Source organism: Moorena bouillonii PNG (genome assembly GCF_001942495.1).
Classification (GTDB): domain Bacteria; phylum Cyanobacteriota; class Cyanobacteriia; order Cyanobacteriales; family Coleofasciculaceae; genus Moorena; species Moorena bouillonii.
Genome location: NZ_MKZS01000001.1, coordinates 1,889,215 through 1,909,400, shown reverse-complemented (window position 1 = coordinate 1,909,400; position 20,186 = coordinate 1,889,215). Strand labels below are relative to the sequence as shown.

Annotated in this window: 19 protein-coding genes and 2 pseudogenes; 9 read left to right on the top strand and 12 right to left on the bottom strand. The window is 42.4% G+C overall.

Annotation, left to right across the window (positions count from 1 at the left end):
- The first annotated feature begins 801 nt into the window (after window positions 1-801).
- The gene (locus BJP37_RS07910; protein WP_075897809.1) at window positions 802-2,142 is read left to right on the top strand and encodes an FG-GAP repeat domain-containing protein; all 1,341 of its coding nucleotides are present in this window, start codon (window positions 802-804) and stop codon (window positions 2,140-2,142) included.
- Between the two features lie 1,309 nt (window positions 2,143-3,451).
- Window positions 3,452-4,774 carry an FG-GAP-like repeat-containing protein gene (locus BJP37_RS07905; protein ID WP_075897807.1) on the top strand — a complete coding sequence of 441 codons (1,323 nt, stop codon included), beginning with the start codon at window positions 3,452-3,454 and terminating at the stop codon, window positions 4,772-4,774.
- Between the two features lie 322 nt (window positions 4,775-5,096).
- On the opposite strand, the gene BJP37_RS07900 is transcribed toward BJP37_RS07905, so the two are convergent.
- The 3 genes from BJP37_RS07900 to BJP37_RS44530 all read right to left on the bottom strand — a co-directional run bounded on the left by BJP37_RS07900 (window position 5,097) and on the right by BJP37_RS44530 (window position 7,046).
- Window positions 5,097-5,564, bottom strand: coding sequence for an FxLYD domain-containing protein (locus BJP37_RS07900; RefSeq protein ID WP_143727510.1), 468 nt, complete (start codon window positions 5,562-5,564; stop codon window positions 5,097-5,099).
- A gap of 462 nt (window positions 5,565-6,026) precedes the next feature.
- On the bottom strand, window positions 6,027-6,479 hold the full coding sequence (locus BJP37_RS07890) for a hypothetical protein (protein ID WP_075897803.1): 453 nt from the start codon (window positions 6,477-6,479) through the stop codon (window positions 6,027-6,029).
- 390 nt (window positions 6,480-6,869) lie between these two features.
- Window positions 6,870-7,046 (bottom strand): ferredoxin-thioredoxin reductase variable chain, encoded by a 177-nt coding sequence (locus BJP37_RS44530; protein ID WP_143727964.1) that lies wholly within the window; start codon window positions 7,044-7,046, stop codon window positions 6,870-6,872.
- Between the two features lie 51 nt (window positions 7,047-7,097).
- On the opposite strand from BJP37_RS44530, the gene BJP37_RS07880 reads away from it, so the two are divergent.
- Complete coding sequence (locus tag BJP37_RS07880; protein ID WP_075897801.1) at window positions 7,098-7,589, top strand: acyl-CoA thioesterase; 492 nt, start codon at window positions 7,098-7,100, stop codon at window positions 7,587-7,589.
- Between the two features lie 32 nt (window positions 7,590-7,621).
- On the opposite strand, the gene BJP37_RS07875 is transcribed toward BJP37_RS07880, so the two are convergent.
- The 3 genes from BJP37_RS07875 to BJP37_RS07865 all read right to left on the bottom strand — a co-directional run bounded on the left by BJP37_RS07875 (window position 7,622) and on the right by BJP37_RS07865 (window position 11,296).
- The gene (locus tag BJP37_RS07875) at window positions 7,622-9,298 is read right to left on the bottom strand and encodes a tetratricopeptide repeat protein (RefSeq protein WP_143727509.1); all 1,677 of its coding nucleotides are present in this window, start codon (window positions 9,296-9,298) and stop codon (window positions 7,622-7,624) included.
- Window positions 9,299-9,461: 163 nt separating this feature from the next.
- On the bottom strand, window positions 9,462-10,109 hold the full coding sequence (gene msrA, locus BJP37_RS07870; RefSeq protein WP_075897799.1) for a peptide-methionine (S)-S-oxide reductase MsrA: 648 nt from the start codon (window positions 10,107-10,109) through the stop codon (window positions 9,462-9,464).
- A gap of 587 nt (window positions 10,110-10,696) precedes the next feature.
- Window positions 10,697-11,296, bottom strand: a complete 600-nt coding sequence (locus BJP37_RS07865; RefSeq protein ID WP_075897797.1) for a thermonuclease family protein — start codon at window positions 11,294-11,296, stop codon at window positions 10,697-10,699.
- Window positions 11,297-11,347: 51 nt separating this feature from the next.
- Here BJP37_RS07865 and BJP37_RS38760 point away from each other — a divergent pair, with 51 nt between their 5' ends.
- The 3 genes from BJP37_RS38760 (at window position 11,348) to BJP37_RS07855 (ending at window position 13,264) form a co-directional block, all read left to right on the top strand.
- Window positions 11,348-11,491, top strand: coding sequence for a hypothetical protein (locus tag BJP37_RS38760; protein ID WP_158069481.1), 144 nt, complete (start codon window positions 11,348-11,350; stop codon window positions 11,489-11,491).
- 169 nt (window positions 11,492-11,660) lie between these two features.
- Window positions 11,661-12,368 (top strand): pentapeptide repeat-containing protein, encoded by a 708-nt coding sequence (locus BJP37_RS43385; RefSeq protein WP_158069480.1) that lies wholly within the window; start codon window positions 11,661-11,663, stop codon window positions 12,366-12,368.
- Window positions 12,369-12,397: 29 nt separating this feature from the next.
- Window positions 12,398-13,264 carry an SAM-dependent methyltransferase gene (locus BJP37_RS07855; protein WP_081431106.1) on the top strand — a complete coding sequence of 289 codons (867 nt, stop codon included), beginning with the start codon at window positions 12,398-12,400 and terminating at the stop codon, window positions 13,262-13,264.
- Window positions 13,265-13,289: 25 nt separating this feature from the next.
- On the opposite strand, the gene BJP37_RS07850 is transcribed toward BJP37_RS07855, so the two are convergent.
- The 6 genes and pseudogenes from BJP37_RS07850 to BJP37_RS07830 form a co-directional block, all read right to left on the bottom strand.
- Window positions 13,290-14,840: a transporter substrate-binding domain-containing protein gene (locus BJP37_RS07850; RefSeq protein WP_075897793.1), complete on the bottom strand. Its 1,551-nt coding sequence runs from the start codon at window positions 14,838-14,840 to the stop codon at window positions 13,290-13,292.
- A gap of 320 nt (window positions 14,841-15,160) precedes the next feature.
- Window positions 15,161-15,958 (bottom strand): alpha/beta hydrolase, encoded by a 798-nt coding sequence (locus BJP37_RS07845; RefSeq protein ID WP_075897791.1) that lies wholly within the window; start codon window positions 15,956-15,958, stop codon window positions 15,161-15,163.
- A gap of 439 nt (window positions 15,959-16,397) precedes the next feature.
- Window positions 16,398-16,568 (bottom strand): annotated as a pseudogene (locus tag BJP37_RS07840) (DUF433 domain-containing protein); the annotation flags it as partial.
- Window positions 16,569-16,586: 18 nt separating this feature from the next.
- Window positions 16,587-17,444, bottom strand: coding sequence for a transposase (locus BJP37_RS42290; RefSeq protein WP_229415237.1), 858 nt, complete (start codon window positions 17,442-17,444; stop codon window positions 16,587-16,589).
- Window positions 17,362-17,799: a hypothetical protein gene (locus tag BJP37_RS35890; protein ID WP_143727508.1), complete on the bottom strand. Its 438-nt coding sequence runs from the start codon at window positions 17,797-17,799 to the stop codon at window positions 17,362-17,364. Before BJP37_RS35890 ends, BJP37_RS42290 begins: the two co-directional genes overlap by 83 nt.
- A 100-nt stretch (window positions 17,800-17,899) precedes the next feature.
- Window positions 17,900-18,070: pseudogene (locus tag BJP37_RS07830) on the bottom strand (DUF433 domain-containing protein); the annotation flags it as partial.
- A 541-nt stretch (window positions 18,071-18,611) separates the two neighbouring features.
- Between BJP37_RS07830 and BJP37_RS07825 the strand changes: the two are divergent.
- The 3 genes from BJP37_RS07825 to BJP37_RS07815 all read left to right on the top strand — a co-directional run bounded on the left by BJP37_RS07825 (window position 18,612) and on the right by BJP37_RS07815 (window position 19,820).
- Window positions 18,612-19,010, top strand: coding sequence for a type II toxin-antitoxin system HigB family toxin (locus tag BJP37_RS07825; protein WP_075897788.1), 399 nt, complete (start codon window positions 18,612-18,614; stop codon window positions 19,008-19,010).
- Window positions 19,000-19,422: a helix-turn-helix domain-containing protein gene (locus BJP37_RS07820; protein ID WP_075897786.1), complete on the top strand. Its 423-nt coding sequence runs from the start codon at window positions 19,000-19,002 to the stop codon at window positions 19,420-19,422. Before BJP37_RS07825 ends, BJP37_RS07820 begins: the two co-directional genes overlap by 11 nt.
- A 77-nt stretch (window positions 19,423-19,499) precedes the next feature.
- Window positions 19,500-19,820 (top strand): hypothetical protein, encoded by a 321-nt coding sequence (locus BJP37_RS07815; protein WP_075897784.1) that lies wholly within the window; start codon window positions 19,500-19,502, stop codon window positions 19,818-19,820.
- The last annotated feature ends 366 nt before the right edge of the window (window positions 19,821-20,186 follow it).

Here is a 20,186-nt window from a genome sequence, read left to right as displayed (position 1 = left end):
AATCTCAAATCACCTGCTGTTAACCCTTTTTGCCACACAGTAAATTGATTGGGGCAAAAGCTTGCTTCCACACCTCAATGACTGAATGAAAGAGGGACTGAATGAAAAAGATTATTTTTTAACCCAGATTTGGTATAACCCCTAACTGTTCTGAGGGAGGGTAAAATTACTCATTCATAATTCTTAGCTTACTGATGTTATATAATAATTAGTTTTTGCTCAGGATCAACTCAGTAAATTTTTAATAAATTTTTATAAAATTTCCATGAAAATCCCTATTTTGATAGTGACATTTACGGATTTTTATGCAATTTATACTAATGGTAGGTTTTTTTTCAGTCAAAACGCCAAAAAAAATAGGAAGCCTGGAACCAAACTACTTTTTTGACTAGGTCATCTGTTAGGGGTGGATTTTGCTCAGGGAATCGTGAGGCACTCAAACTCTAGAAAAGGCTTCAAAAAATTTATCTAGTGAAACTGGATAAATTTGAGCAGGGCATCTTTGAACTATTAAAGAGGGTGTTTTCCCCTTATCCATATATCTAGAAACATGTATCTAGAAAGGTACTGTAGTCTAGATACATCGATAAGTATGATAAAATTTGCCCCAAAAGTTCACAGATAAAGTGCACAGACTCTTATCTCATCTCATCCTAGGGACATTGAGTAATGCCAGTTTAGTTACACATTCCGTGATTTACTGAGTTGGGATGGAATAATTAAAAATTTTTTGGTGCATTACGACGGAAAATAAAAGCCAACCACTGTAAACACAGATAACTTTTGGGAGAAAACCATCTTATGGTTCTGATTGAAGCAGAAAGCGATCGCGTAACGCGAATAAACTACGAGACAACCAGTGCAAACGGTATTGATACCGTTGCTTCAGGGGGTCGAGCCGTCCAGATATCAAGCTTTAATAACCCCCTTGAAGAACCCGGTATACTTAGATTTCAATGGACAGCAGAGGATGGAGCGGCTGGTAAGTACGATATTAGTATTGCCTACTTTGACGAAGAGGATGGGGAATCTGAACTGACATTTAGTGTCAACGGACAGGAAGTTGGTACATATGTTTATAATCTAAACTTACCTGGGATTACAGCTTTTCCTCAGAATTATGTCCCTTTGAGCGGTGGCAATCCACGTGGCCCTCGCCCTCTAAGTGCTGAGGATAATCCAAATGCCATTTTTAAGGGCGTAGACCTTGCTCCAGGGGCTGAAATAGAAATCTCGGTAGTGGCAGATAGCCTTAATAATGATGCTAATTTCGAGCTAGGGCGACTTGATGCCATTGAAATTACCCCAGCTGAAATTACCCCAGCTGAAGAGATTATCCCCAGTTTGGATCTGTTCTGGCATAATCCTGTCAGTGGACAAGTTGCTGCGTGGACTCTAAATGAGGAAGGCACTAGCGTCGAGACCGCAGCCTTCATTACCGATCAAAATGGTCAGGACGTGTTGGTACCAGAGAACACTGGATTTGAAGCCCGTGGTGTTGTGGATTTAGGCGATGGTAACAGGAGTCCTCTGTGGCGTAATACCGAAACCGGCGGTGTTGCCATTTGGAAGATGGAAGGCTCCGAGTTGCAGGAGGCAATAACTATTGACCCACCAGCAGATGGCCCAGGATCAAACCTCGACTGGGAAATCCGTGGCACCGGAGATGTTAACGGTGGTGCAGAAGAAATTTTCTGGTACAACACATCTACTGGAGAAATTGCTGTTTGGGAGATAGATCAAACCGGGTTTCAGAATGCTACGTTTATTACGGATAGCAATGGTGACAGGTTGACCATATCACCTGACAATGACTGGCAGTTAGTTGCGGCTGGAGACATGGATGGCGATGGTAACGCAGATGCTATCTGGGAAAATATGAATACTCGACAGTTTGCCTACTGGAAGCTCGATGGTACTGTTTTCCAAAACGCAGTGGAGATCGATTCCCGACCAGCAAACGGTGCTTGGGAATTCCGTGGTACCTATGACGCTAACAACGATGGTATTGATGATTTCTTCTTCCGTAATTCCATGACTGGAGACAATGGCATCTGGATGATCGAGAATAACTCAGTGAGTGATGATAATATTGTCGGGATCACTCCGGTCGAAGATACTAACTTCTCCTTCTACGTTTAAGATAGTAAGCAGCTAGCTTTACTGTTGTAATTACAGTCAAGGCAAACCCACCCCTTCTGCTTACGCTCAAGGGGTGGGTTGATTGTTCACTTAAATCTGAATCTAATATTCCCGAGTCTCGATAGCGTGCGCCGTTCCCGTAGCGTGGGCAATGGGCAAAAGAGATAATTTAATATTGATAGATTAATGATGAGAATTGAAAGTCTGGATAAAAGTCCTTAGCCTATGGCCACGCTATTTGAGGTGCTTTGTGGCACAGGCTTCTAGTGGTGACACAGATTTCGACGCTGTGATGCAAAAAAGATTAAACTTTTGCTTACCTGTTTTATTCAAAAGCACCTCTAGTAGGACTATCTGTAGCGCATTAGCTGATAGGCGATAGGTGATAGCTTACCCACTAACTACCCTGAGGCAGGAGAAAATTACTCATTCATAATTATTAGTTAACTTGATATTATAGCAATTCTAGGACTTGTAAGGTACACAATTTCTAGATTTTAGGGAACAGGGAACAGCGGATCTGGGAACAGGGAACAGGGAAGAGATAAGAGATAAGAGGGAATAGCGATGCGCTGCATTAAGAGGTGCGACCCGTGGCGAATTTAATAATTAGATGCGGAAAGCGCACCTAAAAGGGAATCAACGTCAAAGAATACTGTACCTCATGAGTCCTAGAAACGCTATATATAATAATTGTTTTTTTTACTCAGTACCAAGTCAGTAAAAATTTCATAAAAATTAATGAAATTTTGATGAAAATCGCTAATTTTATAGTGACATTTCCGGATTTTTATGGCATTTATAATAGTGGTAGGATTTTTCTCAGTCAAAACACCAAAAAAAACATGAAGCCTGGAACCAAACTACTTTTTTGACTAGGTCATCTCTTAGGGGTGGAATTTTATCAGGGGATCGTTAGCCAGTCAAACTATAGAAAAGGCTTCAAAAAAAATATCCAGTGAAACTGGATATTTTTGAGCAAAGCATCTTTGAACTATTAAAAGGGGTGTTTTACCCTTATCGATGTATCTAGAAATAGGTATCTAGTAAGGTATTGTACCCTAGATACATCGATAAGCATGATTAAATTTTCCCCAAAAGTTCACAGACACAGACAAAGTTTACAGACTCTTGTGCCATTTCATAGCAGGCACCTTGAGTAATGCCAGTGTTGTAAGTTACACATCCCGTCAATTAGTGAGTTGGGACTGAATTGGGATGGAGTAATTAAAAATTTTTTGGTGCATCAGGACTGAAAAGAAAAGCCAACCAGTGTAAACACAGATAACTTTTGGGAAAAAACTATCTTATGGTTCTGATTGAAGCAGAAGGTCCTCGCGTAACGCGAGTAAACTACGGGATAACCAGTTTCAACAATATTGATCAAGTTGCTTCAGGCGGTGCAGCCGTCGAGATCATAGACTTTGATAACCCGGTTCCAGTTCCCGGTGTGCTGACATTTACATGGACAGCACAGGATGGACCGGCTGGTAAGTATGATATTCGTATTGCCTACTTTGACGAAGAAGATGGGGACTCTCCACTGACATTTAGTGTCAATGGACAGGTAGTTGGTACCTATGTTTATAATCTAAACTTACTTGCTAATAGACCTGAGCCAACAGCTGAGCCAAGGAATTATGTCCCTCTCAGCGGTGGCAATTCAAGTGGCACTTTAAGTGCTGAGGCTAATCCAAATGCCATTTTTAAGGATATAGACCTTGAGCCAGGGGATCAAATAGAAATCTCGGTACTGGCAGATACCAATAATGAGAATGATAATTTTGAGCGAGGGCGACTTGATGTCATTGAAATTACCCGAATCCCCAGTGTGGATCTGTTCTGGCATAATCCTGTCAATGGACAAGTTGCTTTGTGGACTCTAAATGGCCAGGGCACTAGCGTCGAGACCACAGCATTCATTACGGATCAAAGTGGTCAGGACGTGTTGGTACCAGAGAACGCTGGATTTGAAGCCCGTGGTGTTATAGATTTAGGGGATGGTATCAGGAATCCTCTGTGGCGTGATACGCTGACTGGCGGTGTTGCAGTTTGGAACATGGAACGCTCCGAGTTCCAGGATGCAATAATTACTCAGGCACCAGCAGGTCAACCAGGATCAGACCTCAGCTGGGAAATCCGTGGCACGGGAGATGTTAACGGTGGTGGTGCAGAAGAAATTTTCTGGTACAACACATCCAGCGGAGAAATTGCTGTTTGGGAGATAAATGAAACCGGGTTTCAGAATGCTACCTTTATTAAGGATAGCAATAATCAGAATATGATTATATCACCTAATGATCCCTGGCAATTAGTTGCGGCTGGAGACATGGATGGCGATGGTGACGCAGATGCTATCTGGGAAAATATGGATACCCAAGAGTTTGCCTACTGGAAGCTCGATGGTACTGTTTACCAGGAGCCAGTGCTGATCGATGCCCGACCAGCAGACGGTCCTTGGGAATTCCGTGGTGCCTATGACGCTAACCGAGATGGTATTGATGATTTCTTCTTCCGTAATTCTCAAGGACAAAATGGCCTGTGGATTATCGAGAATAACTCAGTGAGTGAGGAGAATATCTTACCTATCACTCCTTCGGTTTCAGATATGGACTTCTCCTTCTACGTTTAGGATAGTCAGCAGGTAGCTTTAATTTTTTAATTAGAGTGAATGAAAACCCACCCCTTGAGCGTAAGCAGAAGGGGTGGGTTTTCATTCACTCTAATCTGAGTCTAAGATCTCCGACTGTTAATCAATTCGTGGTCAGGTAAATCGTTAATTGTTAGTTCATTTTTAGTTAATTTTTAGTTATTAATTGAAAACTTTCAATTTTAAATTTCTTGATGATATTATTATTATGTGGTATTCAGTGGTAAGGATTCAGCTAAAGACCACATACTTAGGTTCAGTTGATCAGCAATTTGTGCCTCAAAAGCGTGAATTGATATCTAAATCATGGAGTCGGTTTACGATCCCAGTCAACGGATGTGGTTTTTAATTCCCGACCACCCCACATTTCCGTCTCGAAAGTAGCACTTTCTCCAGCACTGAGGTTAGGGGGATTGGTATACATGGAGCTGGTGCCAATTACACTGCCGTCATCATCGAGAATTTCATAGTTTACTCGGGTCGAGTAGACAGTTTTGTCGGTTTTGTTGACTACACGACCGATAAGACGGTCATTTTGGAAACTCACTTCGCTAATAACTACTTTCGAGTCTGAGATGCCACATAGACTACTAAGATCTACAAGGGTGCCATTATCGCTTTGCATGTAGCAAACTGGTAGCTCAATCTCTGTGCTGGGTACAGGGGAGAAGCCAGAGGCAAGCGTCAGTGGGAGGCTAAACGCCTTGGGAACAATTAGCAGCATTGAGGCGGCTTCTAAAGCAAGGGACAAAGACCAAAATTTCACCATCATGGTCACCTTCTCAAACTGATTACACGATAAATGGTCAGGGTGGGAGCCCTCAGCCCAAGTTCTCCAAGTCGGGAACCTTGGTGCTTGAGGGTGATTACTAGTTCAGCTAGGTTGATACGGATCCTAAATCCAGTGATTAATCGTAGGGTGGGCAGTGCCTACCAACGCGGTTTACAAGCTTCATTATCTGTCTGGTGCATTGCCCACCCTACATGAACTCTAGTTCCTGAGGCTGGCTGGGTTTGTGTAGCCCCACGGTTGACACAGTGGGGCAAAAAAGAGATAATAGAGTGATATTATATGAAAACTACTCAAAGGCTATCCAAAAACTAATCTAATGGTTGGGTGAGAGTGGGAAAATTACTGGTAAATCACTTCAGTAATCCTTTAGACTAATGGCTTGTGGTCTAAAGTAGGCTCCACAACTCCCCAAGAAAAATTTTTGGATAGCTTCTAAGCAGCTTACGGGCAATGTACAGCAAGGTGGAAGTTACGGTCTACGGCTTTTCCAGTAGAATCGTTAGTAGCAACCCAAACCCCATTGGTGGTGCCAAAGCGTGTGGCTACAGTAACTTCACCAGATGGTTCGGTACCAAAAGCTGTAGTACCTAAAGTAGCAGTGTAGGCACACTTACGGACATCCCCCTTGAAGAAGACTTCGTACCGACCTGTCAAAACTTTGTTGGCTGTGATGGCACCGAATCCGCGATTCAGCACTCCGTTATTGGTGACTACAGCAAATAGGGTTTTTGCACCGGTAGTTACCTGAGTTGTCACAGGAGCTACTCGTCGCAACCTCAGATTGGTGCCACTAGGCCCGTTATCATCTGCTAAGGCTTTGCCTTGAGGAATACCGAGGCTGATTACACCCAAAGATAGAACTACAGACGAGATCGCTACTTTACTACGAAACATGATCAGTCTCCTGGTTTGAACCTTGAAGTTTGTAATGTTAATACTGAGGTGTTTCGGTCATTGGCTGACTCGAATTCAACCTCTACTTACATTTCTGAAGCCCATCCAAGTTTTACGCAGTGGATTGTCTAATCTTTACAAAACTAAAAAAAAAGCTCTGGTCAGACCTGGCATAAAAAGCGGTAAAAGTGCCTAAAACCTAGGATGCGTAAGTAACGCACCCTACTCGTAGCATCAGAAGAAACCATGGCGACCAATGAGCAGATACCCTGAATGGGACCGAGTGCGATCGCTTTCAGCAGGTGATCAGCTTGGTTAGCAAATCCTGACCAGGTTACTCCTAACCCTCCCAACACAGGGTTAATATCATGTCAGGTTGAATACCCATAATTAAGGAGAGGGTGGGAAGTGTGGGGAGATGGGGAGATTGGGAGATAGGGAGATAGGGAGATTTTTCTTAAGGGTAATTATCCCGACATGATATAAGGATAGGGTCTGATTACAATCAGTAGGATGATGGTAAACACTGATTGACTCTTTGACACGGACGCGATCGCCTACTTTGATCTGGCTATGGTTATAAAGTTAGTGAAATACCAGTAACGATTAAATTGATCCATGTCAGAAACACCCCAAACCTCAGCTCAAGGACAGCTGGACAGTACCATGCCAAGCCATGAGCTAACCGCCACCACAAAAAAATGGTTTGACTATCCAGTGCGAGTGCATCCCCACCACACTGACTATGGTGGTATAGTCTGGCATGGTACCTACCTTCGCTGGATGGAAGAAGCGAGGGTAGAGTACTTATGCTCGATGGGTATGGATTATAGTGATCTCGTCAAGTTAGGATGCGATTTACCGGTAGTAGAACTTTCTTTACGCTATCACCGGGCAATGCCAATGGGCACAGCTGCAGTTGTCAAGACAGCCATCGCTGAAATGAAAGGTGTCCGTATTAAGTGGGATTATCAAATTCAATCCCATGATGGGAAAGAACTTTACCTAACCGGTCGTGTGATTCTAGTACCCGTTGACCGAGACCAGGGTAAGATTATGCGCAAATTACCACCAGTGCTAAAGGATTTGTTGGAGAAGCTTTCTAGTTGAGCCAATCAAACTGAGGTTATTTTACGGTTATTTTATAAAGCAATATCAGCATATTGCCACGCTTGTTGAAATTGCTGTTGTATCGTTTCTGCTTCTGCTGTTTTTCCTTGTGCTTGCAAACTTTTTGCTAAACCATGTAATGACCAACCATTTTCGGGATAAATATCTAAATCATCACGAAACGCTTGTTCTGCTTGCTCTGGCTGATTGCCTTGGAGCAGGATTGTGCCTAGCAAATAACGGGTAGGAGAATACCAATCTGGTGGTTCATTATAAACCAGCTTATCTTCTAGGGTAACCGCATTTTTTAAGTGACTAGTTGCTGTTGTGTAATCTTGCTCAAGAGTAGCAATTGAACCAGTTAAGACTTCAAGGGCAATTTTAAGAACACTAGGAGTAGAATTCAAACTCGATATTTTAAGTTTTTCTAAATCAGGATCAGCAACTAAACCTTGTAATTTAGCTAATTCTTGATTAGCTTCTTCTTTCTTACCTTGAGAGGTGAAAGCCATACCTCTAGAATAATGCCAAACACCCGTAGCATATTTCAAATCAGTTTTTGGTGCAGGTGTCTCTAGAATTTTATCCCATTTTCCAAAGCGCACTTCCGTATAAAGTGGAACAACATAAAAATGTTGTATTATACCAGATAAACTTGGATTACCAATCAGACTTGAATCAACTGCTGCTGTTTGTTGTGCTGCTTCCATTGCTATTTCACTTTGTCCACTCATTACCGCTGCAAACCAGAGGAAATGGTAGTTGTGAGGAATATAACCAATAGTATAAATACTTTGGGGATGGGGGGATGCCAGATAGTTACGATCCGCCATAACTGCTTTTTGATTAGCAATAACAGCATCTTGGTAACGTCCGACTCGAATATAGATGTGAGAGGGCATATGGACTAAATGTCCTGAAGCGGGAACGAGATTGCGGAGATTATCAGCAGCTGTAATAGCTAATTTGGGTTGTTCTTTCTCAGTGGCATGGATATAGAGGTGAGTAGCTCCCGGATGCTTAGGATTTCTTTCTAAAACTGATTCTAATGTTGCTAAAATTGGCTTTGCTTCTGGTTTGAGTTCCCCATTATCTTGCCAATAGTCCCAAGGCATGGTATCCATTAGGGATTCTGCGTATAGAGTTGCTACATCTAAATCATCAGGATAATCTTGAACAACCTGCTTCATTGCCTGAGCATAAGCTAGATCAAGGGAGGAACGATCTGCCATTGGTTGTTCCGAATAACGCTGTGCTAAAGCCTTAATATAAGCCTGTTCCTTTGGAGATGCCTTGTTACTTAGTGCGATCGCTTGTTGAATTGCTTGCCAAGCCTCTGATACTTGTTCATCTGCCATTGGTGCATTGATATTTGGTCCTTGAACATAAGCTAATCCCCAGTAGCACATGGCACAATTAGGATCTAGCCTACTTGCTTCTTTAAAAGCACGAGCAGCTTCAGCATGATTAAAAGCGTAGGCAAGAATTAAACCTTGATCAAAATACGTTTGAGCTAAGTCTGAGGTAGTAGAAATAGGGTAATGATAATTCCCAAGATTATCTCTTAGTTCTACTCGTTCAATTTTTTCCTGGGCAGATGATGCTGAAACTGAAGGATTCAATAGGAAAGGGGATAGTAAAGTAGGAATAATAATTAATCCTAGACCGACTATAAAACTTATACTAAAAGTTTTAAGCTTATGTTTCATTTTGTTGTTCCTCATACAGTCCCCAATGCCCATCCTTCTTGAATCAGTTAGGCTCAGAAAAGTGAATTTGCAAATTTAGTCATTAGTCATTTGTAAGTCCCAAATTCTCTTGGTACTTACAAATGACTAATGACTGATGAGTGTTTACTACAGAAGTGATGACTTATGAAATTGCAGGGCAATTCACATTTGTCCCACCTAAACCACAATACCCATTAGGATTTTTAGCGAGGTACTGCTGGTGATAGCCCTCTGCGTAATAAAACTCAGGAGCATCTAGAATCTCTGTGGTAATATTACCATAACCGGCGACCTTCAGGGCTTGCTGAAAAGCGTTTTGTGAGGCTTCGGCTAGCTTCTTTTGGTCTTCGGAATAGGTATAAATTCCTGAACGGTACTGAGTACCAGTATCATTGCCTTGGCGCATGCCTTGGGTGGGATTGTGGCTTTCCCAGAAGACTTTCAAGAGTGCTTCGTAACTGATTACTTTTGGGTCAAATACCACCAGCACCACTTCATTGTGCCCGGTCATACCTGTACATACCTCTTGATACGTAGGGTTAGGGGTAATTCCAGCAGCGTAACCTACTGCGGTAGTGAACACTCCCTCCTGTTGCCAGAATCGGCGTTCTGCTCCCCAAAAACATCCCATGCCAAACATCGCCATTTCCAATCCATCAGGATAAGGGGGTTTGAGAGGATTGCCATTGACGTAGTGACGCTCGGGTACTGGCATCAGTTCTGAGCGTCCGGGTAAGGCTTCCTCAGCAGTAGGCACGGTCAGCTTTTTCTTAAATCCGAAGAGTACCATCAGTTTTGAATCTTAGTTTTGATCACTTACTTAACATTTTGCAACATTTATACCGTTTGTATATGGGTTGTAAAAACACCAATTGCAGGAAAAGCCATGCATCGAAGAGGCAAAAGGCAAGAGGGGAAAGAGATCCGGAGTTTTATTGGACAATAAAAAAATACCTCTTAGGTTTACATGTGATTTACAAACCCTATAAGAGGAAATTACTCATTCATTAGTGGTAACTACCAATAGACTGTTTACTGGCTATTGGCTAGCTACTAAAGACTAAAGACTCACAGGAGTGACATACTCCCGACGTTGCCCTAACGGGACAACGCGGGCTTCTTACCAACACCAGCCATCGCCTCGGTTGCTCGGTAAGCTTTATTAACGACACGGGATGCCCCTCCGCGCCGGAACAATAAAAACAATTTCTATTTTTAGCTGGTAGGTGGCGGTTAGCTCTTAATTTATATTCCCTACCATTCCTAGTATATCACATTGGTAAGCTCCGTTCCGACCCTTACCCCGCTATCATCCCGACACTTACCCTATCGGGTAAAGTGCGGGGCTTCTCGCGGATCAGCTAAACACTCTCCGACTCAGGAGGAGGAGGATTTAGTTTTTGCTAAACTACGATATTCCCAAGCTGGAACAAACTTAGGGTCTCGCCACAACCCTCGCCGATATCGTTTGGCATTGGCTTCAGCACTATCGACCATTTCCGCACTGGGGCAATCTTTCAGATAGGGGCGATATACCTGTGCTAGTCCTTCTTTAACTAGAACTTCCTGGACAAAGGTGCCATCGGTTAAGCGTACTTCACTGACGCTGCGCCCATAGCGGTCAGTATCAGTTACGGTCAAAACTACCTGATTATCGCTTTGTTTTACCAGTTCCTGAAGTCGCTCCTTGGCTTTATTTCCCCATTTGAATTGACTTTTGTCTACCAATTTGCGGCTTTGCTTCTCTTTGTTGGAATGGGCAATTTCTGGAGCGTCGATACAGGCAAACCGAACTTTGACATCTTTGCCAAACCTGTCAGCTACGAGAATGGTATCCCCATCAGATACCCGTTTGACAGTGTAATTCCCGATTCCTAACTGGTCTAGAAGGGCGGCACATCCAAAGAGACTCAGGATTAGGACAGAGGCTACTATCGATTTGAAAATGTTTTGGATTAGTTGGCGAGTTGGGTTCATGGTCAATTACTGTTGACGAGTGTACAACAGTTTAACTAAAAAACTCTAGTTGTGCCCTATTCCCTAGTTCGACGCTCCGATCAATCCTACTCTCACATCGAAATTAATGTATACTATAATATCAATCCGAAGTCAAACCTCAGAGAAATCCGTGTTACTCTGGATAACCTCTTCGCCATCTTGCGAGACTTCTAGATTTTTCGATACTTCCATTGGTTATATCCGTTAACCATCCGTTGCTCCAACTGACTACTCTCACAACTCCAACAGGGATGGCGATAGATTTGACTCGGTATTAATTCATGGTCTCAAGATTCAATCCTAATTACTCAATATGATTATGGTGCTTAAAACGATAACTCTAGTGTCTTCAACTCTAGTTTCTTCTCTCTTATGTCTCAGTTGTCTAGGGTTGCCAGCTCAAGCCCAATCCAACACTTTTTCTAATTGCGATCTAGGCGATGATTTAAGTGGTCGTGATTTGAGCTTTGGTAATTTTAGTAACTGTAATTGGAGAAGTATTAATTTAAGAGGGGCTAATTTATCAGGGGCTTATCTAAATAGTATTCTACTTAACCCTAAACTTCAATCTTACCAACGACGGGCGACCGAAGAAGTCAGTTCGGATCTGACCAATGCTAATCTTCAGGGAGCAGATTTAACTCTCGCTAATTTAGAACGAGCCATCCTGACAAATGCTAATTTAGTAGCTGCTCGTTTATTTGATGCTGACTTAACATCGGCTACATTAGAAAATGCTAAATTAGATAAGATTTTTGCTCCTGTGGTAATCTTATATGAGGCTAATTTAAAAGGAGCCACATTAAGTTTGGGGGATTTAACCGGTGCGAGCCTGGCTAGCTCTGATTTAAGTAATACCTATTTGTATAGAACCAAATTAAGCTATGCTGACTTACAAAATGCTAATCTAAGTGGGGCTAATTTGACCGAGGCTAATTTGACCAAGGCTAACTTAACAGGGGCTAATTTAACTGGGGCTAATTTGACTGGCGCTAATTTGTGTAATGCCACGATGCCTGATGGTACAGTATCTCAGCAAGGTTGTCCTTAATTTCATGATCAAGCAGTAAATTGTAAATTATGGAAAACGAACTGGCAGCAAAAGCCGAAAAAATACCAGAAATCAAAAATGATGTCTGTCGTACCGCAGTAGTAATGGCGGCCAAACGTGCTATTGAATCGAAAAGGGCAGACCGACTTTTTGACGATCCTTTTGCTGCTCAGTTAGTTGGGTCTAAGGAAATACAGTCTTTGATGGATTATTGGGAAAAACAAGACGGTAAAGACCCGAAATCAAATACCCTTCGCATCCAGTTTGTGGCAGTGCGAACTAAATTTTTCGATGATTTTCTGATATCTGTAATACCAGAGGTACGTCAAATTGTAATTTTAGGGGTGGGGTACGATACTAGAGCATATCGTCTACCCTTACCACCTGAACTATGTGTATACGAGATTGATTTACCAGAAATCATGTCTCGCAAAGAAGCAATTCTTAAGGATATTACCTCTAAATGTCATCGCTATTCCATCGCCACAGATTTGCAAAAACCTTGGGTGCATTTATTAAAAAATCATGGATATAAATCTAATAAGCCGACAGTTTGGTTGATGGAAGGTTTATTGATGTATATGGATAAAACAGAGATAGATACATTACTGCAAACAATTTCTGATATCAGTGTTAAAGGGAGTTATTTGGGTGCAGATTTAATAAGTGTAAAGTCGTGGCAGATAGGCTCTAAAACTCATAAGGGATTAATTAGTAAAAATTGGCGTTTTGGCACAGACGAACCAGAAGAATTATTGGCTTATTATGGGTGGAATGCGTCAGTGATCCAACCTGGAGAAATAAGAGCAAATTATGGACGTTACTCAGTCCAAATCGCACCCCGTTCAGTACCTGGAATGCGACGTTCCTTTATGGTGACCGCTAAAAAAGAATGATGGCTCTCCTAGACTAAATTACATTTTACTTATCAATACAATACTCTAGATTTAATAAGATATAGGGAAACAAATTTGTAAACCATCCCCCCCAAATTTCTTTAGCTTTTTCCCCTTCAATAAAGGAGTTGACAATACGTTGCCATTGCGGATCATGCTTAGGGAGAATCATGCCATAGAAATCACAGGTCAGTGGCTGAGCTGGAGATAAGGTGTACTGGGATGAGGATAGTCCTTGTCTGGTGACTTCTCCAATTAATAAAATGCCATCGCTGGCAAAGGCATCAATATCACTATTGACTAATGCTTTGACTCCTTGAGACCTACCTATGTCTCCAGGAAAAACTATTTTTTGAGCATTAGGATAGGTTTGGTCAATAAATCTTTCTGTGAGGCTACTAGGAAGTACTCCAATTTTTAAACTGTCAAGGCTTTGGTAACGATTGAAGACTCTTGGTTGTTGAGAATCCACTAACAAGTGTGTGCCAGTAATAAAAAATGGTGTTGAGAATTTTATCCCTTCAATCTCACTCCTAATCGTATTAGGGCCACACTCCAAATGTACAGTTTCATCTCGGACAATAGCAAAGCGATTTTCCAATGTTGATTGAATGCCAATAACTTTTAGTTCTATGGGTTTATTGAGTTGTTGGGCAACCTTATCTTTTAAGGAATTGAGTAGCTCAAAGCAATACCCTTTCCACTCTCCTTTGGTATCAATGTAGCCAAAAGGAGCAGCATCTTTTCTAATACCAACTTTTATGGTGCCAGTTCGTTTAATTTGGTCTAAAACCGTTTCTGAACGCTTCGGTATTGGCTCAATGGCAAGTTGTGGTATGATACTTTGGGGAGGTTGACTGCGAAAAGATTCCTCTAGTTGTTCTGGCGTTAAAGATTTGACTAAATGTAGATCTAGGGAATTCTCAGAGAGGAATTTGGCATAGCTAACACTAAGGTAAGGTCGATAGTTTTGCAAATCCCGAATATGAGTATTAACAAAAGCTAAGCTTAAGGCTTTTAGGTAAGAAAGTCCGACCTGAGGATTGGAACCAAGTAATTCTCTAGGAAACAGGGCAAAATCGTCGCCCGATGCACCACTAGTGGAAAAGTGGTTGCCATCAACAATCATTGCCAGATATTTTTCTGGGGTATTGAGCCAGATGAAGGGGTGAATCTGTTCTGGGACAGTGGGTGCTACGATGTCGTGGCTACCTGCCATAATCATGACTGGCACTTGAATTTTAGCCAAGCTAGCTGGACCAAGGGCTGTGCTGGTAATAGGATTAACAGCGATTACAGCTTTGACCCGTGGATCCTGCAAGTTATAGTTAAACGGGGGTAAGCGATTGGCACGGCATTGGAGCAGTACAGATAGATTGAAGGTTGGGTCTTGATCAGGAAACACTTGGCGCAGTCTTAAATCATTAATTTCTGCACCTGCTACGGCTAAAGCTGTGTAACCCCCGAAGGAATGACCAATCACACCTACCTGTTCCAGATTCAGGTGATTAGCAAAATTAGGGTCAGATTTAGAGAGGTCTTCGAGCTCATCGAGCACATATCGAATATGTGACATACTCCCACACTGAATCAAAGATTATAGTGTGGGCTTCTTACCAACTCCACCCAACGGTTCGGATACTCGGTAAGCTTTATTAACGATACGGGATGCCCCTCCGCACCGGAACAATATAATGAGTTCTATTTTAGGCACGTAGGTGGCGGTTAGCTCTTAATTTGATTTACCCTACTACTTTCATTATAGACGATATAAACGATTTTGAGTTCCCTGCTTGGTAAAAAAACTCTGTCCGCGATTCATCTCACACTTATGCTACGCATGTTCGTTGTGAGGCTTCTCGCGGTTGAAGCTAAATAGGTGAAATGGTTGCGATCTCAAGCAAAGCCATGGGACATGACTACTAAGGGGGCTGGTTTTGGATTGCCTTTGGGTAAGTACAAAGCAACCTCAAACTTGGTTTCTCCGGATAACCCTAGAGGGGATTGACGGCGGCGACCGGAAAGGGTGATGACTTGGTCTGTGAATTGATAAGTACCTGGTTGTTGTAAGTCTGTTAACTGGGAGACATCAATGGTATTCTCGGCAGCGGCTTCTCGGGTGGCTTGGTTTGCGATCGCATTCACCGCTGCATCTCGATATCGAAATAGCGTAGCTAGCTCTTTTCGGACATCGAAGATATAGTCAGTATCAATCAACATCCCCTCAGTGGGAAACTGGCGCACTATATTCATTAGAGTTAGACCTTCCGAGTCAGCTGCTGCCAAAACCAGCGCCCCCCGAAGACTATGTAAACCATTGCGACCAGGGTGCGTTTTGATCATCTTTCCCAAACCTTCCAGAAAGGCTTCTCCCATGGGGGATTTACCTAAGCGGGAGATGGCCACAGGACTGATTTTAATGCGCTTTTGGAGTAGCATCCGCAACTGTTCCAAGGCTTCTGGGTTCAGCATTTGGGCGTAGAACTCAAATTCCTTAGTAATTCTGCCCTCATTGGCGAAAATCTCGATGGATTCCCGGGAAAGGGACAATTTTAACGGACCATAGTTAAAGTAAATGTATTCTGCACTCTTGGCTGGCTTTGGTGTGACTACTGTGGGGAGTATCCCTAAACCAAGGAATAAGCAAGTATATAAAAAACCTAGTAGTTTCTTGGGTTTGGCTTTTGCTTTCACGAGTCTAGTCTTCTCAGTCTTAGGCTTGATGAGGAGGATTATAATACAGCAGTTTTAAATTGGGTAAGGTAGAAATTATTGGGTTTTAGGGAGCAGGGAGCAGGGAGCAGGGAGCAGGTAAGAGGTAAAAAATCCTGTATACCTGATAGTTATGAACAACGCTTTACATACGAAGAGCAATGTATTGTTGAGACTTCTACTCAGAAGAATTCATTAATTCAAGTCATCGGTAAGTGAATAATTTGGTAAGCTATCAGCTCTCAGCTATCAGTCATCAGCTATCAGTCATCAGTTTATGAACTATACGCACGCTACTTTATTTGCTTTTGAAGAAAATAAGCTGACCCCTGACTACTGACCACTGACCGCTGACCGCTGAATGACATAATTTTGGTCTTGATATTCCTGATCATAATAGCATTTTGCTATAATTAACTCTTCAATTGGCTTTCAACTGGGCTTGTCTTTCTGCTTTGATTTTTCGGAGTCGAGCCACCGCCGGATGAGGATTCAAGGCTTGAGCTTTACGCTGTTGATGTCCCCACTCTAGCCAGTCAGCAATGTATTGACTTACTGTGTCTTTGTTCTGTAGATAATATAGGATTGTGGCCTGATTGACTGACAAAAGTTATTCCGGAACATATTGGTACGTTAGTACTTTGAACTCTAGCCTATAAATTCGTTTCTCGTGTTGTTTGCGCGATGCCATAACAGGGTCAGGATCACGGTTGGAGGTGAAACTGACGTGACGAATCAGTCGCCATCCGTTTAACAGAGCAGTTTTGACCCAATCCCAGCCGATGCGGAAATAGCTGTTGCCACGAAACCAATGGGTGTCAACCCACCGTCGTTTCCCCGTTTCCACAACCAATGTGCCTTGTGCCGTAACATAGAGTGTAGCCAATGCCAAGATGAACCAAAGTCTCGAAAGGGCACATACACAGCGAATCTCAGACTTCTGGATGTTCCAGCCGTTAGACTGGTCGTCCAAAAAAGCCTCTTCAATATCGAATCTTAATCCGTATTCATAGAATGTTTGTAAGGTGGTCGGTTCATCACTGACGATGGCCCAAAACTCACCATTGATGTTGTTGCGCCCAAAGGCTATGTGGACCGAGCCATACCATTGGTCTTTATGCAATCCCACGTTGTGAAAACACAGTGCTTCGCCCCGTTTGAAGTGAAACTGTTTAAGTTGACACCAACCTTTGCCAGTGCGCCAAATCCAAGCATCCTTTTTCAAACGGATACGATAATGCCAATGCCATTGCTGAGTCAGGGCTTGAATTAAATCCTTATGGACAAACCCTCGATCAGCCAATAAGACAATTTTTACGTCTTTGGGTAGGCACCGAGCTGCCTGATCCAACACGTCTCGGTAGTCCTTGAATGAGACCATCGCACTACTGTGATGAAGCACTCGCCAAGCCACCGGCAAGGCACGACCCCGATAAACCACTGCCACAAGGGAGCTGGCAATACTCATCCCAGAACAATGACGTATCCAAGCTCAAGTAAAGACACTCCTGTTGCCAGTCCGCCAAGGCGGCTTGGATCAATGGTTTATACAGTCGATGTATATTGATACGAGGGTTATTGAGCCATCGACGAACCCGTCTGTGCTTACTGTGAGCATACTTTCCTCGGCAGGGCAGATAGGATATCCAGCGGGTCAGATTAACTTCACCACTATGGATCAAGGCCACCACCATCCATATACAGACCGTTAGGTGAGCTTTGTGTGCCCAGGGACTGGCTTGACCGAGCCAGGTATTCAGGGCATTGTAGAGGCGGGAGTTTTTTTTCACAGCGTTCTTATGGTTTTGAGTGGCATCGCGCATCTTAGAACGCTGGCTCCCACTCAGATTTTTTTAATCCCTCAAGCATCCATCTGACAAACAGTTTGACAAAACAGTGACCGCCTTTTGTCAGTCAGTCAGGGATTGTGGCATAGACCTCTTCTAAGCTGAGAGTTGAGTAAATTTTGGCAATTTCTTCAGCAGTACGCTCTTTAAATAGATACTCGTACAACACCGTTTCAATCCCAATTCGATGACCTTTAATTCGGATGTCATCAGGAGCCAGAAAGTTAAAATAGTCTTCTAATTGCATAATAAATTTGATGGCGTTCGCGAAGCGGTTCCTTGGGAACATCGCGTTTTCAAAGGAGATGTAATCAAGCTAGAGGGAATAGTCAGCCCATTCGCACCAAACCATAACAGATCACTATCTATCGCAAAAGTTCTACTATCAATAGTAGGATAAAAATTTTACAATAGAATCTTTATTCTAACAGAGGCAAGAGATTTTCCTAGGTGTTCTGCTAGCAGTGAGCATCCTACTCCTAGGGCGTGTGATCAATTAAACCAGATTACGGCAGCAGCCAGATCAATTGCTGAGCGCGAAAGTTCCCAGGCTGGCTTATCGTAGCGCGTCCCTTACCCTCGATATTGCTTGAGTCGGGCAAGGATTTAAAGGGGTGGTTGACAACCAGTTCGCAATTTGCTAACTTAATAGTAGAAAACTAAGATCTTATGGATCTTGAATAACGACGAGCTCAATTTAGTTCTAGAGAGGTATCTATGAACAGGACTGCATTGAGACTACTCGTAATGTTCAAGAATACAAAGATTTCTTTGAATAGGTGTAATTCATGGAATCTCTGTATATTGGGCATTACGAGTGGTCTGCGACAACTGGTGATGCCCTTGCTTGTAATGTTATGAGTGTCTTAATGCTCCCTGCAAGGATCTCTCAATCCTTAAGTGGAGATATTGACATGAATACTACAATTATTTGCAACATCGCTGAGTTTTTGCACAACCACCCAGACTCAACAGAATACATCGCTGCTTGGTTCAAGCTTGTAGAAACAGGACAGTGGTCTAGCTTTGAGCAAATGCGTCAATCTTTTCCCTATCTTGAAGGTAAAGAAAGTAACGCTTTATTTACGATTGGATGCGGTCGTTACACCCTTAAAGCTCGTATCAACTTCAAATACAAGCATATAGTTGTTCGCAATATTATTGCGAACGCGGATTATGATAGATAAGACCTATGAAACCATTCCAAAAAGCTATCTTGATTTGGTAAAAGCACACCCACTTCTTCCCATTAGGTCAGAGGCGGAGGAAGAGGCTGCCAAAAATATCATTAACTTGCTTCTAGATTTAGAGGCATGTAAAGAGTTAACTGAAGATCAAGATAGTTACCTTGCTACTTTGACTGTACTATTGCACGACTATCAGAGGAATAAATCATTAATTCCAGATATTCACGGGATTGACTTACTCAAGTTACTCATCAAGGAACATGGATTGCGTCAGCAAGACCTAGTTAGCATTTTTAAGACGAAATCAATTGTTTCAATGATATTAAGTAGCAAAAGAAATCTAACCGTGGAACATATCCAGAAACTGGCAGATTATTTCAAATGTTCCCCTTCTGCCTTCTTTCCCAGATAAATTTAAGTATAACCAGGAGAAGGAATTGCAGTTCTTATCCTGGTCACTATCTATTCCCTATACAGGAGATAAAAATCATGTGGGATGAGTTATTGATTGAAGCTGGCAAACGCCTAGGATTTATGTTTTTTGGTTATCTTGCCAAAGAGGGACTGAAAAGGGTTTTCCAACACAAGCGCAACAATAGTGGTCAGTTAATACCTGACATTTATGGAACCGATTTATTGCGAGTAATTCTGAAGGATCATTATCTTCACTCTCAAGAAATAATAGATATTTTTGGTTCCGAAGCAACATGTAATTTACTTGTTAGTGGTCAACAAGAATTGACAATTGGACAAATCCAAAAGCTGTCTAAACGTTTGTTGATTTCACCTATGGCATTTTATCCGTTATAAGAGGATATCTGAAAAGTTTTTTGATACTGCATTTTGCCCCCCTAGCCCCCCAACTTTGGGGGGAACAAGAGTCAATTTGCTTCTGAAAGTCCCCCAAAATTGGGGGATTTAGGGGGCTTGGATGTAGCAAATTAGACTTCTCAGACAACCTCTAAGCTGTTGTGCATTTAAACTGTATATTATTGAAATTAATTAAAAAAGTGGTGCGTTACGGGGTGGGCTATTTCAACCAGGCACTCAGAGGCGGAAAATCAGGGTTAGCCCACCCCTAACGCACCCTACTAGGCGAGAGCGACAATCAAAACTATTGGGAAATTCTCCGCCATCTTCCCCATCTGTTTAATGTTTTAGGAAAAATCGGGCAAA

Coding starts and splice junctions, on each gene's coding strand:
- BJP37_RS07910 (WP_075897809.1), top strand. CDS start 802: ATGGTTCTGATTGAAGCAGAAAGCGATCGCGTAACGCGAATAAACTAC.
- BJP37_RS07905 (WP_075897807.1), top strand. CDS start 3,452: ATGGTTCTGATTGAAGCAGAAGGTCCTCGCGTAACGCGAGTAAACTAC.
- BJP37_RS07900 (WP_143727510.1), bottom strand. CDS start 5,564: ATGATGGTGAAATTTTGGTCTTTGTCCCTTGCTTTAGAAGCCGCCTCA.
- BJP37_RS07890 (WP_075897803.1), bottom strand. CDS start 6,479: ATGTTTCGTAGTAAAGTAGCGATCTCGTCTGTAGTTCTATCTTTGGGT.
- BJP37_RS07880 (WP_075897801.1), top strand. CDS start 7,098: ATGTCAGAAACACCCCAAACCTCAGCTCAAGGACAGCTGGACAGTACC.
- BJP37_RS07875 (WP_143727509.1), bottom strand. CDS start 9,298: ATGAAACATAAGCTTAAAACTTTTAGTATAAGTTTTATAGTCGGTCTA.
- msrA (WP_075897799.1), bottom strand. CDS start 10,109: ATGGTACTCTTCGGATTTAAGAAAAAGCTGACCGTGCCTACTGCTGAG.
- BJP37_RS07865 (WP_075897797.1), bottom strand. CDS start 11,296: ATGAACCCAACTCGCCAACTAATCCAAAACATTTTCAAATCGATAGTA.
- BJP37_RS07855 (WP_081431106.1), top strand. CDS start 12,398: ATGGAAAACGAACTGGCAGCAAAAGCCGAAAAAATACCAGAAATCAAA.
- BJP37_RS07850 (WP_075897793.1), bottom strand. CDS start 14,840: ATGTCACATATTCGATATGTGCTCGATGAGCTCGAAGACCTCTCTAAA.
- BJP37_RS42290 (WP_229415237.1), bottom strand. CDS start 17,444: ATGAGTATTGCCAGCTCCCTTGTGGCAGTGGTTTATCGGGGTCGTGCC.
- BJP37_RS35890 (WP_143727508.1), bottom strand. CDS start 17,799: ATGCGCGATGCCACTCAAAACCATAAGAACGCTGTGAAAAAAAACTCC.
- BJP37_RS07825 (WP_075897788.1), top strand. CDS start 18,612: ATGGAATCTCTGTATATTGGGCATTACGAGTGGTCTGCGACAACTGGT.
- BJP37_RS07820 (WP_075897786.1), top strand. CDS start 19,000: ATGATAGATAAGACCTATGAAACCATTCCAAAAAGCTATCTTGATTTG.
- BJP37_RS07815 (WP_075897784.1), top strand. CDS start 19,500: ATGTGGGATGAGTTATTGATTGAAGCTGGCAAACGCCTAGGATTTATG.